Origin of the sequence: Vibrio sp. zbq_1 (genome assembly GCF_043102935.1) — a bacterium.
Classification (GTDB): Bacteria; Pseudomonadota; Gammaproteobacteria; order Enterobacterales; family Vibrionaceae; genus Vibrio; species Vibrio parahaemolyticus.
In genome coordinates this window covers 1,075,160-1,089,007 of record NZ_JBICJH010000004.1, presented here as the reverse complement: position 1 = coordinate 1,089,007, position 13,848 = coordinate 1,075,160, and the positions used below count along the sequence as shown (strand labels likewise).

The window sequence follows — 13,848 nt, the reverse complement described above, 5'->3', positions numbered from 1 at the left end:
AAGAACATGGCAGAAAAATCATCCCACAAAAAGCTCACGATAAAGTTAGTGCTGGCCACTTTTGCCATGTTCGGGTTCGGTTTTGCGCTCGTGCCGCTCTATGACGTGATGTGTGATGCGTTAGGCATCAACGGTAAAACCAGTGATGTTGCAGCGATTCAACCTACGGGGATGCAACCCGATTTGAGCCGGACTATTCGTGTGGAGTTTATGGCACACGTCAACCCAGATATGCCGTGGGAGTTTAAGCCGAAAGTCATTTCGATGAATGTTCATCCAGGTGAGGTCGTGCAAACTGAATACTTGGCATTTAACGAAAGTGGACAAAGGTTGGTGGGGCAGGCGGTGCCTTCCGTTTCTCCCGGCAACGGTGCAGCTTACTTCAACAAAATAGAGTGCTTTTGTTTTACGCAACAGCCGCTGGATGGAAAGCAGCACGCTCAGATGCCATTGATTTTCTATATTGAGCCCGATTTGCCGGACTCAATACATACATTAACGCTGTCTTATACACTCTACAAACTTCCTCCTCCCACAGGCAGTTAGCCTCTCAAGGAGTGAGATACAGGCCAAATAGTGTCTGTAAGGAGAGAACTGATGAGTAATAAACCTGGAACCTATTACGTTCCTGCTCAAAGTAGTTGGCCGATCATTGGCGCGTTTGCTCTGTTTTTAGTCGCCGTCGGTGCGGGCATGACGGTGCAAGGTACTCAAAGCGATGGTGCGGTCGGTGTTGTTGGTCGCATTGTGCTTGCCGTAGGCTTTTTGTTTCTGCTTTACATGTTGGCAGGATGGTTTAGTAACGTCATCACTGAATCGTTGACGGGTAAATACAGCGCGCAGATCACTCGATCATTTCGTCAGGGGATGAGTTGGTTCATCTTTTCAGAAGTGATGTTCTTTGGCGCGTTTTTCGGAGCGCTGTTTTACGCCAGAATGGTGTCTGTCCCTTGGTTAGGAGGGGCTGATAATAACCTCATGACCAATGAAGTATTGTGGCCAAGCTTTGAAGCAATGTGGCCGCTCACAACAACGCCAAGTGGGGAAAGCACCCAAGCGATGCCTTGGCAAGGTATTCCGCTCACTAACACCATTATTTTGCTTCTCTCTTCTATCACGTTACACATGGCACACATCAGTTTGGAGAAAAACCGACGCACAGCGTTAGTCGTGTGGCTTGAAATCACCATCGTGTTGGCGGGCTTTTTCTTGTTCTATCAAGCCAAAGAGTATATTCACGCTTATCAGGAAATGGGGCTCACGCTTCAATCGGGGGTTTATGGCAATACGTTCTTTATGCTTACAGGTTTTCATGGCATGCACGTTTGTCTTGGCACCATATTCTTAACTGTATTGCTGTTTAGAATCGCGAAGGACCACTTTTCTCCTACTAATCATTTCGCATTTCAAGCAGGCAGTTGGTACTGGCATTTTGTTGATGTGGTATGGCTATGCCTGTTTGTTTTTGTTTATGTGTTGTAGTGACAGAGTCAGTAAGGACGTGGATTGGGAGCAAGCCAACCCGAGCTTAACGCAATCAAAAGAAGGATGACCACTAACGCAGAAAACATCACACGACGACCGAGATAGTGGCTCATGGGTTTTGTTGGCTTGTCCGGATTATCTGGGTCTTCTCGAACCATTTCGATAAGCGCTTTTGCGAGGTTGAAGATAATGAAAAGCAGCAAAAGGACCAGCGTTAATTTGAATAGGAATACGGTGGACATAGTACCTCCGGTTTCTTCGTCTTTGTTATCGCACAAGTTATGGCTATCGAAGCGGTTTGGTATTGCAGTTTGCTTAACTGTGGTTGTGTTTTCTTTGTTGGTCAAACTTGGATTTTGGCAACTAGAAAGAGGTCAGGAGAAACAAGCGCTTGAACAAGCGATACTCGCTCGGGCTGATGCCCCATATCAATCCCTCACTTCTGTCCTTGATAACAATGATTGGCGAGAGGAGAGCGTGATTGGCGTGAAAGTGCAAACGGAAGCAAAGCCAGAGCCGTTGCCAGTGGTTTTGCTCGATAACCAAACCTTTCAAGGCAAAGTGGGTTATCTCGCATACCAAGTGGTTTCTGTCGGTCAGGATCCAATAACCTTAGCGCTTTTAGAATTGGGTTTCGTCGAAGGGCGGCGAACTCGTGATTCTTTACCAACCGTAACGACGTTGAAGAGCCCCACAAACGTAACCGGACGTTTGTATCGCAAATCAATGAATCCGTTAAGCTCAGAATTGATGCCAGAAATGGGAGAGGGGATTCGAGTCCAAAACCTCAATATTTCCGAGCTCAATGAGTTGTTGAATGTAGAGCTGATGCCGGCAGTGTTGCAGCCAGACAACCTAGAAAACTGGGCATATCCATTTCCTTGGAATCCACTTCCACTGACGAGCGCGAAGCATTTTGGGTATGCCGTACAGTGGTTTGTGATGGCTGGCGTGTTCTTACTGCTCACAATGGTTGTGTGTATTCGATGGTTTAGAAAAGCGGTATCACAAGGAGGTGAGGCATGACATCTCAAGTTACAAAAGGGCGGTTTGTGCTGATCGCACTGATTTGCTTATTCGCCTTACCAGCGATTGTTGCAAAGTTGATTTTGGCGCAAGGTTGGTACGAAACGGGCGTAACAAACCGAGGAAAGCTCATCGAACCGTACACAACGTTAGCGCAGTTAGGCCAATCTGCTCCACCGGCGGTGCACGGTTGGCAACTGGCTTATGTGGTGCCTGATTCTTGCGACAGCCAATGTCAAAGACAACTCTATTTACTCAAACAAAGCCATGTTGCTTTAGGCAAGTATCAAGAACGCGTTGTGCCAGTTTTGTGGACTTCTACAACATCAGACACGATAGAAATGCCGATGGAAACCATGGCGATGAATGAAAACGTGGCGGCAAAAGTGCAGCAAGGGCAAGTGCTGATTGTGGATCCTCTGGGGCAACTGGTGATGTCGTACACCGCAGAGCCAAACGAAGATTTGGTCAAACTCAGCAAAGATATGCTGGCGGATTTGCGTAAGTTGCTCAAATTGTCGCGAGTCGGATAGGGAGTGCATCATGACGTTAACAAAGTTGGTTAGATTAAGTTTGTGCCTGACGTTAGTCGTCATCATGTTGGGCGCCTATACTCGTTTGTCGGATGCGGGTTTGGGGTGTCCTGACTGGCCGGGGTGTTATGGTCACTTTTCTGTACCACACCATGAAGACGATGTTCTGCGCGCCAACATCAATTTTCCAGAACGCGAGATTGAGCATGAAAAAGCGTGGCTAGAGATGATTCATCGCTATTTTGCTGGAACACTCGGCATGGTGATTTTTGCTATTACCGTTATTGCTATTCGAACTGAACGCGTGAACCCATCCATTCCTATTCTGCTCAGCTTTTTGGTTGTGGGGCAGGCGATGTTAGGTATGTGGACGGTGACTCTAAAACTGATGCCTGTCATTGTCATGCTTCATCTGCTTGGTGGGTTCACCTTACTCGCGCTGCAAGCGGTGTTTTATTGCCAACTGAAAGCGAGAGACAATCTTTATTTTTCCCCCTCCTCTCGGTCGGTTAGGTTGTTTTCAGTGTTTTCCTTTTTGGTTGTGTTCTCCCAAGTGTTGCTCGGCGGTTGGACTTCATCAAACTACGCGGCTTTGATGTGTACAACGTTGCCCATTTGCGAAGGAGATTGGATGAACTACTTGGATTGGAAAGAGGCGTTCTCTTTCTGGCAAACGGGGCACGACAATTATGAATTTGGTGTGTTGGAATACCCCGCGAGGATGACAATCCATGTCTCTCATCGAATCGGCGCGATGGTCACCGCAGTGGTTGTCCTGACGTATTGTGTGGTGTTGATGAAACAAGACTCGCACCATTCACAGAAAGTCGGCATGTGGCTTGGGATGGCGCTGGCTTGCCAGATTGCGCTTGGTATTAGCAACGTGGTGTTTCAGTTACCGATTTACATCGCAGTGGCTCATAACCTGGGTGCTGCAATCATGTTGAGCCTGATTTGTGTCAGTCAGTTTTATTTGTGGCAAGGAAAAGCCGATTGGAATTATGCAGTGAAAGGAGTTCGCTATGAGTAAGGAAATTGCGTTAACACTCGATAGTCGAAAGCGTCTCGGCTCAACGTACTTAAAACTGACTAAACCTAAAGTTGTCGCGCTAATGTTAGTCACCGCCATTGTCGGCATGAGCTTGGCTCCGGTCACTGATTTTCCTTGGATTCAAGCATCCATCGGATTGATGGGAATAGGACTAATGGCTGGTTCTGCTGCGGCATTTAATCATCTTATTGACCGCAGAATTGATGCAAGAATGGCTCGTACTCATACGCGTCCTTTACCGTCGGGAGATACCAATCCCTTGTCGGTTGCGATTTTTGCCGTGGCAATCGGCGTGGTTGGTTTTGTACTCCTATATGCTTGGGTAAACGCGCTCACAGCGTGGATGACGTTTTTGAGTTTACTGGGCTATGCGGTGGTTTACACCATGTATTTGAAGCGAGCAACGCCGCAAAATATTGTGATTGCTGGCATTGCCGGTGCGATGCCGCCACTCTTAGGTTGGACAGCGGTGGCGGGTGAGCTGCATGGTAACGCTTGGCTATTGGTAATGATCATTTTCATCTGGACACCGCCGCATTTCTGGGCGCTTGCGATTCATCGAGTGGAAGATTACCGCAAGGTCGACATTCCCATGCTGCCGGTAACCCATGGCATTGAATACACCAAAACGTCGATCTTACTTTATACGGTATTGCTCACATTGGTGTGCGTGATGCCTGTATTGGTGGGGATGGTCGGTTTTATCTATCTCTTTTCAGCATTGCTGCTAAATGCGGGTTTCATTTATCACGCGTGGAAACTCAAGTTTGCCCCCGAGCCTAATAGCGCAATAGAGACATTTAAGTTCTCCATTTATCATCTGTTGGCGCTGTTTGTTGCGCTCCTAGCCGATCACTATATTGGAATGGTGTTGCAGTAAGTGAATAACTTAATGGTATATCTGCTAATAAAAAACGCCGCGAAAAGTGCGGCGTTTTTATTGTACGAGAGGAAAGATTACTGAATCTCTAACAACTCAACATCAAAAATCAAAACACTTGCAGGTGGAATTGGACCCGTTCCATTTTTGCCGTAGCCAAGTGTGCTCGGTACAAATAGACGGATTTTCTCGCCCACAACCATGTATTGAAGACCTTCTTGCCAGCCTTTGATTACTTGGTTCAAACCAAATGTAATTGGCTCGCCACGATTTACTGAACTATCGAAAACAGTGCCATCGATAAGCGTGCCGTGGTAGTGCACTTTCACTTTACTTGTTGCGGTTGGGTGAACGTCACCTGTACCTTTTTCTAGTACTAGGTATTGAAGTCCGCTCTCTGTGGTGATCACGCCTTCTTTTTTCGCATTTTCTAGTAGGAAAGCTTGGCCTTTTGCAAAGTTCTCATCTGCCACTTTGTGGTTTGTCCAAGTGCGGTAAATGAAAAATGCGGCTAAAACAAAAATAATGATAGGAAACAAAAATTTAGACACGTTGACTCCTTGTCTATTTAGGTTGCTTAAGCAAATAGTTAATAGTTTCTGCCATTGCCTCAACGCTGTCATGGCCGCCAGTAATCACTTGGTACTTACCGTTTACGATAAACGCTGGCACAGAATTGATTTGGCCACGAGTAGTGATGGATTCAGCTTTAGTGATGTATTCAAACAGTTTTTTTTGTTGAGCTTCATCAAGATGGTATGGGCTGATCAAGTTACGAGATTCAAAAGCTTTCTCTACCGCTTGTTGACGCTCTTCTGCTGTTGCATCTGCGCCCATTTGAACCGCTGCAAATAAATCAGCCATGAAAGCTTTATCTGGTGTTGCGTCGAGCTGCATAACAGCAGTGTAGAAGATAATTGCGCTGATCTGAGCACTTTCATTGAAAGTCACGTGCATCTTTTCAACTTTTTGCTCTGTTAGCGATTCAATTTGAGGGACAAACTCTTCCATTGAACGACAATGGCCGCAAGTTAGGGCAAAAGCTTCGGTTAGTGGCGCTAGATTGTATTCTTGAAGAGAAACAGGCAACACTTCGTATTGCTTACCTTGTTGTGGCTGACTATTGCCGCTGTCACATGCTGACAGAGCCGCAATAGCGGCAAATAAAGCGACGCCTTTTGAGATAGTTTTAAACATAACAACGCTCTGAATGAGAAATTTACGGTAGTTTATCGGTTAACGATAGCGACTAAAACCATTAAATAACAATAAAGTGAGACGATTAGTAACAGATTGGTGTGGATATAACCGAATAGTGACATGGTGTTAGCAAATTGGACGTTTACTGTTTTGCAGCATAGGCGACAAGCTCGAACTGAGAATGGCACGAACGGTGCATATAAAACCATCAAATAGCGAAAAACACTAAAGAATATGTGTTTTTCGTCGACATAGTGAACAAGAATTCTTTCTACGTTGGTAACGGTATGAAGCATTGGTTTTTCATTGTCTGTGGCATTCTTAGTGGGTGTAGCAGCCTTAATCCAGACATGGTTCCGGGTGGGAATATGTTGGATACAGCCCCAAAAACAAACACAGAGCTGAGACACCCTGAGTGGGGGTATGCGAGTGCATCTCACGTTTCGACGGCTCCACGTGTCAACCAGACGGCGAGGGCGGCCGAAAAAAAGTCTAACAACGTGACCTCACTAGAAATGTTCTTGGATAGACACAATATCCCGCATGAGACGATCGGGGGTGGTCACCTTATGATTCGTTTAAAAGAGCAAGTTCACTTTCAGACTGGGTCGGCGCAATTGTCGTCAAACTCACAAGATTGGTTACGAAAGCTGGGGCACTATTTAGCAGGCAGAACCGATGTGGATGTGGTGATTGATGGCCATGCCGATAGCACTGGTGCGGCGAGTTTCAATGATACGCTCTCCGAAAAACGAGCTCGTGAAGTAGAAAAACAAATGCTAGCGAGTAGCATTCCGCGTCAGCGCGTTTTCTCTCGCGGATTCGGCGAATATGTGCCGCAATGTAGCAATGCTACATCAAGCGGTAAAGCGTGTAACCGACGTGTTGAGTTGATGCTGATTGTCGATGAGTAGGCCGCCAGTCGGTTTAGAAGCAAAAACATCAAAATAGAAAAGAGGCACCAAATGGTGCCTCTTTTACATCCGCCAATGTTCTTAGGGGGAACTAGGCAAATTCTTTTTCAAGATAAGCGACAATGTCTGATGACTCATAAAGCCATTGCGTTTTGCCATCTTTTTCGATACGAAGACAAGGGACTTTCACGCGACCGCCACCTTGTTCAAGTTCAGCGCGGTGAGTTGGGTCATTCTTCGCATCACGTAATTCGATATTAACGGATTGTCGTTTCATCGCACGTCGTACTTTGACGCAAAAAGGGCAAGCTTCAAACTGATATAACGCGTATTGCTTTGCTTTGTCATCGACGTTGCTCTGTGCTTCGTTAGTGCGTTTGATGCCACGAGGAGAAAAGACAGCGTTCAGCAATAAAATGACTTTGCCTAAAATCCAACGGATAAACTTCATAATGATCCCTTGATGCTCAGTGGATGAATGTCCTTAACAATGCAAACATGATGCTTGTTGCATTGGAGACGCAGTCTATCAGTTGTTTCGGATTGATAAAACCATGGATTTTATGAGGAAAAGAGTCGCTTCAACCAGCCGAAAAAGCCATTTGATGCTGTTGGGTTTGCCTCTTTACCTAAATAGAAGCTTTGCATTAGCTCTGTTCTGAACGCGTCAACATCAATACGTTTAATCACAAGTTCGTGCTGTAATGTGTTTTGTGTCTGCTCCGCGTGATCGTGCGCTAAGCTAAAATCCATGTTCAGATAGCCTTGAGTGAAGAGCCACAAATGGGTGATCAGAACAAGATCTTCTGCCGATTGATTGGTGAATTTGTCTGCCTGCTCATCCCCCAGCGTATCTGCCAAGACCTTTTGCATTTGCTGTGTCGAATGAGCGTGTTGTTCATACAACGCACTTGCTTCGATATGGGATTTCGTCAGGAGCCCGAGTAGGTGAAGTACTGGATTCGTTGCTGGCTTGTTTTCACATACGCGTGCAAACAACGGAGCTTGTTCTTTCAACCAACGCTTCTTGGCAGCTTTATGCTCATCAACGAAGGGAATCTTTTTGATTCCCATTTGTTTAATCAGTTCACTAAGGGGCGCCATGACTTTGCAGTTCCTTCACTGTTACTTCGACGTGTTGATCGTTCACATCAACAAAAATAGAGGTGCCGGTAATCATAACAGAAAGGTTTGTGCCACGGTCAAGGTGCTGACAAATCATATCGATAGCGTCGTAGTCAAAGCTTTCTACGCTTACTGGAAGCATTGAAAACTTACCTGACATTTTCTCCCACCACACCGGTGCTTTAGTATTGTACGTATAGACCTTGACCTGCTTGGCAAGGCGAGAGGCTTTTTTGATTCGATCTGGTTCTGGTTCGCCGATCTCAATCCAATGCGTGATGCTTTGGTCATCTGCAACGTGCCATAAATCTGGCTCTTCCGTGGTTGAGAGGCCTTTGGTAAATTCCAAGTCTTTTTGGGCATTAAGGCAGAAAGCCAAGATACGAGCCAGCATGCGTTGAGGTTTTTCAGAGGGATGCAGAGCGATAGTAAGGTTCTTGGAATCGTAGTAATCGTTATTCATATCGGAAAGAGCGATACGAAATTTATAAATGGTTGGTTTTAGAGCCATGGGTTTATATCGTTTTTATGGGCGAAAGTTTGCTTTGGGCAAAAAAATAGCCAGCTTAAAAGCTGGCTATCATATCAAATTCTTTAAGAATTAAAGTACTTTGATTTGCTCTGCTTGAGGGCCTTTTTGACCTTGAGAGATAACAAATTCTACTTTCTGGCCTTCAACTAGAGTACGGAAGCCGTCACCAGTGATTGCAGAGAAGTGAGCAAATACGTCAGGACCGTTTTCTTGTTGGATGAAACCGAAGCCTTTAGTTTCGTTGAACCACTTAACTGTGCCAGTAGCTGTGTTAGACATGTCTATTTCCTAAATATCTAAATTTGTGTAATCTTTCGCCTCAACGGCGCTTATAGCGTGGAAAAATAAATTGCTATTGCGTACCACAGGACGACGGAGTTACAAGAAATCCAACGAAATGTGAAAACAAAGAACTTTCTTTCTAGCCGTGTTTGAGTCTAGGTTAAATCCTGTAGGAGTCAACATATATTAGTGCTTTATGGAGAAATATTTGTATTTAGTCACTATTTAACCGGCATGTTTTTGATTAAATTTCAAATAAATGACGTAGAAGTGAAGTTTTTAAGCATAAAATACGAGGAATTCTACAAATTTGACTTCTTTATATAATTATTGTCCAATCTGGTTCGACCATTAAGGAGGATTTATGGCAAAAGCAAAATGTAATCCTCAGCCGAATGAATTTAACAAAGACACCGAATTCGGCAGAGGCGAGATTAAAGACAACGCGCTAAAGGCAGTCGTTACCAGTCAGTTGTTCAGAACCCGAGTCGTCAAAGCGAAAAAAGGTAAAGGCAGCTTCAACCGTAAAATGAAGCACCGAGGCAAAGAGCCCTATTCAAAGTTCTCACCAATGTGGATTTTGAATAGGGCTTTTTTCATGCTCAGAGTCAAAGAATTGTTTGACCGAAAAGTTTCTGTTCAGGCCTATTGCTCATAAAAATCAATACTTAGCTGTCAAGTTTGCGCTAACCATTTGATGCTGAATTCAAAGGGAGATGAGTATCCTGATTGACGATAGCTCTCAGCGCACTGATCGACTCAACTGTTAGGTGTGAACCTTCATCGATTGATTTCATAAACTCGTCCACTTCCAATAGTTTCGACATCGAACTGAGAAAGCCTTGGTTGATGACCTCGATAAATGAGCGAGTTTCGGTCGTTAGGGATTGGTTGCTCAGAACTACGTGGTTGATTTCATCAATCGACGTGCTGGTTCGAGTTGCTAAAGTTCTCACTTCATCCGCAACCACTGCAAATCCTCGTCCATGTTCACCAGCTCTAGTTGCTTCAATCGCTGCGTTTAGAGCTAGGAGATTGGTTTGTGAGGCGATGCTGTCGATCACTTTGACGATTTCAGTGACTTGCTGAGAGGTTTTAAATAGCTCTTGAACTTTATCGTCACAAGCGGTGACGGCACTCAGTACTTCTTCAATCATGGTGCGAAACTCATTCAGAGAATGTTCTGCGCCGCAGACGTTTGATGTGGCTTCTTCGCTGGCATTTCTCGCGATAAAAGAAGAGTCGGCTATCGCTTGAGAGATGTTTAAATCCCTTTGAACTTTATCAGTGATGTCAGATGCAAATTTGACGACTTTGATGACGTTGCCCAACGGATCGAAGATGGGGTTGTAAGTGGCTTCAATGTACACTTTGTCACCTGAGGCTGAACGCCTTAAAAATTGTCCGGACTTAAACTGGCCGGCGGCGAGATCTTTCCAAAAGCCGGGATTTTCTTGGTAAAAATCGTCAAAGCAAAATAGTTTGTGATGTTTTCCTTGAACATCGCTCAACTCGTATCCCAAGGTTTTTAAGAAGTTTTGGTTGGCGGTCAGAATGTATCCTTCACGGTCGAACTCAATCGTGGCTAGAGACAGATCTAACGCATTCAAAATGGCTTCTTTTTGCTCTGATTCTAGCCGCTGTTGTGTCACGTCTGACGCGATCTTGACTACTTTTTCAATTTGTCCGTGTTCAGATTCAATGGGAAAGTAACTGGCTTCAAGTACCAGTCTTTCACGTTGCGAGGTTAGACGCTCAAACGTACCGCGCTTATGCTTACCCATTTTTAAATCATCCCAAAATTGTTGGTATCGAGGGGATTGAACATAGCCTCGGTCACAGAAAATCGAATGATGTTTTCCAACAATCGCTTCTCGTGTGTATCCGACACAAGAAAGAAATAAATCATTTGCATTGAGAATGATGCCTCTCGTATCAAACTCAATCATTGCCATACTATCGGATAAGCCTTTGATGAAGCGACGGTATTCACTTTCTGCTTCTTGGTTTCGAGTTCGCAAGCCAAACATTTTGAATTCCTTTTCTAAATGAGCTTTTCAAGAATTTAGTTTTCGCTATTTGTTCGATGTAAGTATTTGTAAATAAAGTTGTCAGTATGTAAATTTAGGCGTACATGTGCATAAAGCAAATGGCAGCAGAGTCAATTTTGTCGCGTTTTTGGCGAATGTTTGATGGCTTTGATTCGCGTTTGGGAAATAACTGTATGCAAAACAAAGGGGTGGAAGGTCACTTCTTCAGAAGATGTATAGAAAATTTCTTTTTAAGAAATTGTTCAATTGAGCTTATTAATGAAGTGCATATAAACAAATTAGTGACTTCGTGTTCAAAGTAAAAATAACAAAAAAGTACCAAATTTGTATTAAAAAGTACTAATTTAGATTCATATCAATAAGCATCTCATTTCGTTATTGATAGGTCTGCTATATCTTTATTCGAATCAAACAGCAGACATTGTTTTCAAAAAAAGACTGGTGAGTAGTGGGTATGACATCAACAAGTTTTAGTACTTATGGTTACAAGTGCACCAGGGCGTGTACTTCGTTGTTATTACTATGGCTTGCCATGTGTTCGTACAGTTTCGCTCACCAAACTAAAGTCGATACATTGATTGTCACCAATTCTAAGGCTTGGAAGCCGTTCTCATATGTCTCACAAGATGGTGAACCCAAAGGCATCTTGATCGACTTCTGGCGTGAGTATGCCGAAAGAAATCACGTTCGTGTTGAGTTTCTGCTGCTCGATTGGGAAGAGTCTTTGCGTGCAGTTAAGGAGGGGCGTGCGGATGTTCACGCTGGTCTGATTTACTCTGAGGCTCGCGATAAGTACCTTGATTTTGGTGCGGTTATCATGCCTATTCAAACCAAGTTGTACGTCAATAAAGATATGCTAGCCGTTGATATTAAGGGCGTGCTTACTGGAGAGGTAGAGCTTCCTATTGGCTTGGTAAAAGGCAGCTATGAAGCGGAATTTGTGCGTGCCAACTACCCTAGAGCGTCGCTAGTGGAATATTTAAATAACGATGCGATGATCCGAGCCGCCGTCGAGAAAAATATCTTGTACTTTGTCGCCGATTTGCAAGTGGCTAACTTCCACATGGCGACAACACCAGATGCAGGCATGTTTGTGCCTACCCTCAATCTGTACAGCAAAGATCTGCGCATTGCGACGGGCGAGCACAGTTCGGTTCCAGTGACGAAAATCTCCCACGACTTTGAAAAAATCATCGACTCAGACAAAGAACGGATCCTCAATCGTTGGAGTTTGGTCAAAACGGTATATCCCATTTACCTGTTGCCAATTGCCATTTTCATCATGGTTATTGCCACGCTTTACCATATCTTCGCCCTTAAGCGAATGGTGACTCTACGAACCAAACAGCTTACCTTAGCAAATCAGCAATTGCTTGAACTGACGCTGACGGATCCGCTCACCAAACTTTATAATCGCAGGCATTTGATCGAGCGTTTGGCAACGCTGAGTTCATTGCAAAAAAACGTAACCGTGATGGTGTTTGATATTGATGACTTTAAATCTATAAACGACAAATACGGCCATTTAATCGGTGACCAAGCGATTGTCGCTGTTGCCGACACGGCAAAATCGCTGACTGACGAACGAATAACCTTAGCGCGAATCGGTGGTGAGGAATTTGCGTTGGTGACTGCCTCTCTATCTGAAAAAGAAGCTGAAACGCTTGCAAAGGCGATTTGCAGCTGTGTTTACGATCGACCTGTTTTACTCAATGGGCAAGCGATCCATGTCAGCGTGAGTTTGGGTTGCGCCTATTATCGCGAGTTCAAAGGCATCATAAACTTGCACGAAGCCGACCAACTCATGTACTGCGGCAAAATGAATGGTAAAAACTGCGCGATGTTCAAAGTGATCGATAAAAGCAAAGTTGAGCCTCTTCTTCGTCAGGTGCCTTAAGTTTTTGCGTAGTGAATCGCTATTTCGATTTTTCCTCTTGCTATACTCAATTGAATTTCAAGTTTTTATTGCCGCTTTTCGTTTCTGAGATTAGCTCAAAGACTTAGAGGAAAGTTATGCCAAAAGCTGTCGCCGCTCTGTTTTTCCTGCTCTTCACTTCACTTTCGTATGCCGAAAGTGCTTTCGATATTGTCCAAAAATCAGACCAAGCAATGAGGGGAAAATCCAGTTATAGCGAGGCAACCATGGAGATCGTTCGTCCTGATTGGACACGCTCTATGACGATGAAAAGTTGGACAAAAGGCACGGAGTTGTCGCTCGTGTTGGTAACCGCACCAGCCAAAGATAAAGGCAGCGCATCGCTAAAGCGTCATAGAGAAATGTGGAACTGGGTGCCGAGTATTGAGCGCGTAATTAAAATCGCGCCTTCTATGTTGAGCCAATCTTGGATGGGGTCGGATTTTACTAATGATGATCTGATCAACCAATCATCAATCGTTGTGGATTATCAACACGCTTTACTCGGCAATGACAGCTTTGAGGGGGATAAAGTCTGGGTCATTGAAGCGACGGCTAAACCTGATGCGCCTGTTGTTTGGAACAAAGTTACGTTGTGGATTTCTCAGTCGACGTATTTGCAACGCAAAGTGGAATTTTATGATGAGTTCGATGAACGGGTGAATGTGTTGACGACTTACGACGTTAAAGAGTTAGGCGGTAGAAAGATAGCGACGCGAATGGAGATGAAACCCGTCGATAAACCGGGGAATAAAACCATTTTTACCACGCATCAGGCACAGTTTGACTTCGATATAAATGATGACTTTTTCTCGCAGCAGCAAATGAAATCCCTGCGTGATTAACTTGCGGTA

At 44.5% G+C, this 13,848-nt stretch carries 18 protein-coding genes; 10 read left to right on the top strand and 8 right to left on the bottom strand.

Going from position 1 to position 13,848, the window contains the following annotated elements; translation table 11 throughout:
* Nucleotides 1–6: 6 nt before the first annotated feature.
* On the top strand, nucleotides 7–546 hold the full coding sequence (locus ACF8CV_RS05230; protein WP_005498389.1) for a cytochrome c oxidase assembly protein: 540 nt from the start codon (nucleotides 7–9) through the stop codon (nucleotides 544–546).
* 51 nt (nucleotides 547–597) lie between these two features.
* Nucleotides 598–1,482 carry a cytochrome c oxidase subunit 3 gene (locus ACF8CV_RS05225; RefSeq protein ID WP_015313021.1) on the top strand — a complete coding sequence of 295 codons (885 nt, stop codon included), beginning with the start codon at nucleotides 598–600 and terminating at the stop codon, nucleotides 1,480–1,482.
* Nucleotides 1,483–1,490: 8 nt separating this feature from the next.
* On the opposite strand, the gene ACF8CV_RS05220 is transcribed toward ACF8CV_RS05225, so the two are convergent.
* Nucleotides 1,491–1,727 carry a DUF2909 family protein gene (locus ACF8CV_RS05220; protein ID WP_005482739.1) on the bottom strand — a complete coding sequence of 79 codons (237 nt, stop codon included), beginning with the start codon at nucleotides 1,725–1,727 and terminating at the stop codon, nucleotides 1,491–1,493.
* On the opposite strand from ACF8CV_RS05220, the gene ACF8CV_RS05215 reads away from it, so the two are divergent.
* Genes ACF8CV_RS05215 through cyoE form a run of 4 tightly spaced genes read left to right on the top strand, consistent with a single transcriptional unit; the run spans nucleotide 1,675 to nucleotide 4,975 of the window.
* A complete protein-coding gene (locus ACF8CV_RS05215) occupies nucleotides 1,675–2,511 on the top strand; it encodes an SURF1 family protein (RefSeq protein ID WP_171055866.1) in 837 nt (278 codons plus the stop codon). The two genes, ACF8CV_RS05220 and ACF8CV_RS05215, sit on opposite strands and share 53 nt — an antisense overlap.
* Nucleotides 2,508–3,044 (top strand): hypothetical protein, encoded by a 537-nt coding sequence (locus ACF8CV_RS05210; RefSeq protein ID WP_017447843.1) that lies wholly within the window; start codon nucleotides 2,508–2,510, stop codon nucleotides 3,042–3,044. The genes ACF8CV_RS05215 and ACF8CV_RS05210 overlap by 4 nt, the downstream gene beginning before the upstream one ends.
* Before the next feature lie 10 nt (nucleotides 3,045–3,054).
* Nucleotides 3,055–4,074: a heme A synthase gene (locus ACF8CV_RS05205; RefSeq protein WP_138937379.1), complete on the top strand. Its 1,020-nt coding sequence runs from the start codon at nucleotides 3,055–3,057 to the stop codon at nucleotides 4,072–4,074.
* Nucleotides 4,067–4,975 carry a heme o synthase gene (cyoE, locus tag ACF8CV_RS05200; RefSeq protein ID WP_138937378.1) on the top strand — a complete coding sequence of 303 codons (909 nt, stop codon included), beginning with the start codon at nucleotides 4,067–4,069 and terminating at the stop codon, nucleotides 4,973–4,975. Before ACF8CV_RS05205 ends, cyoE begins: the two co-directional genes overlap by 8 nt.
* A gap of 77 nt (nucleotides 4,976–5,052) precedes the next feature.
* Here cyoE and ACF8CV_RS05195 read toward each other — a convergent pair whose 3' ends face one another.
* On the bottom strand, nucleotides 5,053–5,526 hold the full coding sequence (locus tag ACF8CV_RS05195; RefSeq protein ID WP_005461979.1) for an FKBP-type peptidyl-prolyl cis-trans isomerase: 474 nt from the start codon (nucleotides 5,524–5,526) through the stop codon (nucleotides 5,053–5,055).
* A 13-nt stretch (nucleotides 5,527–5,539) separates the two neighbouring features.
* On the bottom strand, nucleotides 5,540–6,172 hold the full coding sequence (locus tag ACF8CV_RS05190; protein WP_086590470.1) for a thiol:disulfide interchange protein DsbA/DsbL: 633 nt from the start codon (nucleotides 6,170–6,172) through the stop codon (nucleotides 5,540–5,542).
* A 290-nt stretch (nucleotides 6,173–6,462) separates the two neighbouring features.
* On the opposite strand from ACF8CV_RS05190, the gene ACF8CV_RS05185 reads away from it, so the two are divergent.
* Nucleotides 6,463–7,089 carry an OmpA family protein gene (locus tag ACF8CV_RS05185; protein WP_005482692.1) on the top strand — a complete coding sequence of 209 codons (627 nt, stop codon included), beginning with the start codon at nucleotides 6,463–6,465 and terminating at the stop codon, nucleotides 7,087–7,089.
* Between the two features lie 91 nt (nucleotides 7,090–7,180).
* Here the strand turns inward: ACF8CV_RS05185 and ACF8CV_RS05180 are convergent, their stop codons facing one another.
* The 4 genes from ACF8CV_RS05180 to ACF8CV_RS05165 all read right to left on the bottom strand — a co-directional run bounded on the left by ACF8CV_RS05180 (nucleotide 7,181) and on the right by ACF8CV_RS05165 (nucleotide 9,025).
* Nucleotides 7,181–7,540 (bottom strand): glutaredoxin, encoded by a 360-nt coding sequence (locus tag ACF8CV_RS05180; protein ID WP_020842304.1) that lies wholly within the window; start codon nucleotides 7,538–7,540, stop codon nucleotides 7,181–7,183.
* A 110-nt stretch (nucleotides 7,541–7,650) separates the two neighbouring features.
* On the bottom strand, nucleotides 7,651–8,193 hold the full coding sequence (locus ACF8CV_RS05175) for a hypothetical protein (protein WP_138937377.1): 543 nt from the start codon (nucleotides 8,191–8,193) through the stop codon (nucleotides 7,651–7,653).
* Nucleotides 8,180–8,725 (bottom strand): YaeQ family protein, encoded by a 546-nt coding sequence (locus tag ACF8CV_RS05170; RefSeq protein WP_138937376.1) that lies wholly within the window; start codon nucleotides 8,723–8,725, stop codon nucleotides 8,180–8,182. Before ACF8CV_RS05170 ends, ACF8CV_RS05175 begins: the two co-directional genes overlap by 14 nt.
* Before the next feature lie 90 nt (nucleotides 8,726–8,815).
* Nucleotides 8,816–9,025 carry a cold-shock protein gene (locus tag ACF8CV_RS05165; RefSeq protein WP_005375625.1) on the bottom strand — a complete coding sequence of 70 codons (210 nt, stop codon included), beginning with the start codon at nucleotides 9,023–9,025 and terminating at the stop codon, nucleotides 8,816–8,818.
* Nucleotides 9,026–9,392: 367 nt separating this feature from the next.
* Between ACF8CV_RS05165 and ACF8CV_RS05160 the strand changes: the two genes are divergently transcribed.
* Nucleotides 9,393–9,686 (top strand): alternative ribosome-rescue factor A, encoded by a 294-nt coding sequence (locus ACF8CV_RS05160; protein WP_025509878.1) that lies wholly within the window; start codon nucleotides 9,393–9,395, stop codon nucleotides 9,684–9,686.
* A gap of 28 nt (nucleotides 9,687–9,714) precedes the next feature.
* On the opposite strand, the gene ACF8CV_RS05155 is transcribed toward ACF8CV_RS05160, so the two are convergent.
* Nucleotides 9,715–11,058, bottom strand: coding sequence for a PAS domain-containing methyl-accepting chemotaxis protein (locus ACF8CV_RS05155; RefSeq protein ID WP_138937375.1), 1,344 nt, complete (start codon nucleotides 11,056–11,058; stop codon nucleotides 9,715–9,717).
* 475 nt (nucleotides 11,059–11,533) lie between these two features.
* Between ACF8CV_RS05155 and ACF8CV_RS05150 the strand changes: the two genes are divergently transcribed.
* Nucleotides 11,534–12,976: a diguanylate cyclase domain-containing protein gene (locus ACF8CV_RS05150; RefSeq protein WP_029862502.1), complete on the top strand. Its 1,443-nt coding sequence runs from the start codon at nucleotides 11,534–11,536 to the stop codon at nucleotides 12,974–12,976.
* Nucleotides 12,977–13,092: 116 nt separating this feature from the next.
* Nucleotides 13,093–13,839: an outer membrane lipoprotein-sorting protein gene (locus tag ACF8CV_RS05145; RefSeq protein WP_005487829.1), complete on the top strand. Its 747-nt coding sequence runs from the start codon at nucleotides 13,093–13,095 to the stop codon at nucleotides 13,837–13,839.
* The last annotated feature ends 9 nt before the right edge of the window (nucleotides 13,840–13,848 follow it).

What these genes read in the sequence shown, in the direction of transcription:
- ACF8CV_RS05230 (WP_005498389.1), top strand. Translation starts at nt 7, where the DNA reads ATGGCAGAAAAATCATCCCACAAAAAGCTCACGATAAAGTTAGTGCTG.
- ACF8CV_RS05225 (WP_015313021.1), top strand. Translation starts at nt 598, where the DNA reads ATGAGTAATAAACCTGGAACCTATTACGTTCCTGCTCAAAGTAGTTGG.
- ACF8CV_RS05215 (WP_171055866.1), top strand. Translation starts at nt 1,675, where the DNA reads ATGAAAAGCAGCAAAAGGACCAGCGTTAATTTGAATAGGAATACGGTG.
- ACF8CV_RS05220 (WP_005482739.1), bottom strand. Translation starts at nt 1,727, where the DNA reads ATGTCCACCGTATTCCTATTCAAATTAACGCTGGTCCTTTTGCTGCTT.
- ACF8CV_RS05210 (WP_017447843.1), top strand. Translation starts at nt 2,508, where the DNA reads ATGACATCTCAAGTTACAAAAGGGCGGTTTGTGCTGATCGCACTGATT.
- ACF8CV_RS05205 (WP_138937379.1), top strand. Translation starts at nt 3,055, where the DNA reads ATGACGTTAACAAAGTTGGTTAGATTAAGTTTGTGCCTGACGTTAGTC.
- cyoE (WP_138937378.1), top strand. Translation starts at nt 4,067, where the DNA reads ATGAGTAAGGAAATTGCGTTAACACTCGATAGTCGAAAGCGTCTCGGC.
- ACF8CV_RS05190 (WP_086590470.1), bottom strand. Translation starts at nt 6,172, where the DNA reads ATGTTTAAAACTATCTCAAAAGGCGTCGCTTTATTTGCCGCTATTGCG.
- ACF8CV_RS05185 (WP_005482692.1), top strand. Translation starts at nt 6,463, where the DNA reads ATGAAGCATTGGTTTTTCATTGTCTGTGGCATTCTTAGTGGGTGTAGC.
- ACF8CV_RS05180 (WP_020842304.1), bottom strand. Translation starts at nt 7,540, where the DNA reads ATGAAGTTTATCCGTTGGATTTTAGGCAAAGTCATTTTATTGCTGAAC.
- ACF8CV_RS05175 (WP_138937377.1), bottom strand. Translation starts at nt 8,193, where the DNA reads ATGGCGCCCCTTAGTGAACTGATTAAACAAATGGGAATCAAAAAGATT.
- ACF8CV_RS05170 (WP_138937376.1), bottom strand. Translation starts at nt 8,725, where the DNA reads ATGGCTCTAAAACCAACCATTTATAAATTTCGTATCGCTCTTTCCGAT.
- ACF8CV_RS05165 (WP_005375625.1), bottom strand. Translation starts at nt 9,025, where the DNA reads ATGTCTAACACAGCTACTGGCACAGTTAAGTGGTTCAACGAAACTAAA.
- ACF8CV_RS05160 (WP_025509878.1), top strand. Translation starts at nt 9,393, where the DNA reads ATGGCAAAAGCAAAATGTAATCCTCAGCCGAATGAATTTAACAAAGAC.
- ACF8CV_RS05155 (WP_138937375.1), bottom strand. Translation starts at nt 11,058, where the DNA reads ATGTTTGGCTTGCGAACTCGAAACCAAGAAGCAGAAAGTGAATACCGT.
- ACF8CV_RS05150 (WP_029862502.1), top strand. Translation starts at nt 11,534, where the DNA reads ATGACATCAACAAGTTTTAGTACTTATGGTTACAAGTGCACCAGGGCG.
- ACF8CV_RS05145 (WP_005487829.1), top strand. Translation starts at nt 13,093, where the DNA reads ATGCCAAAAGCTGTCGCCGCTCTGTTTTTCCTGCTCTTCACTTCACTT.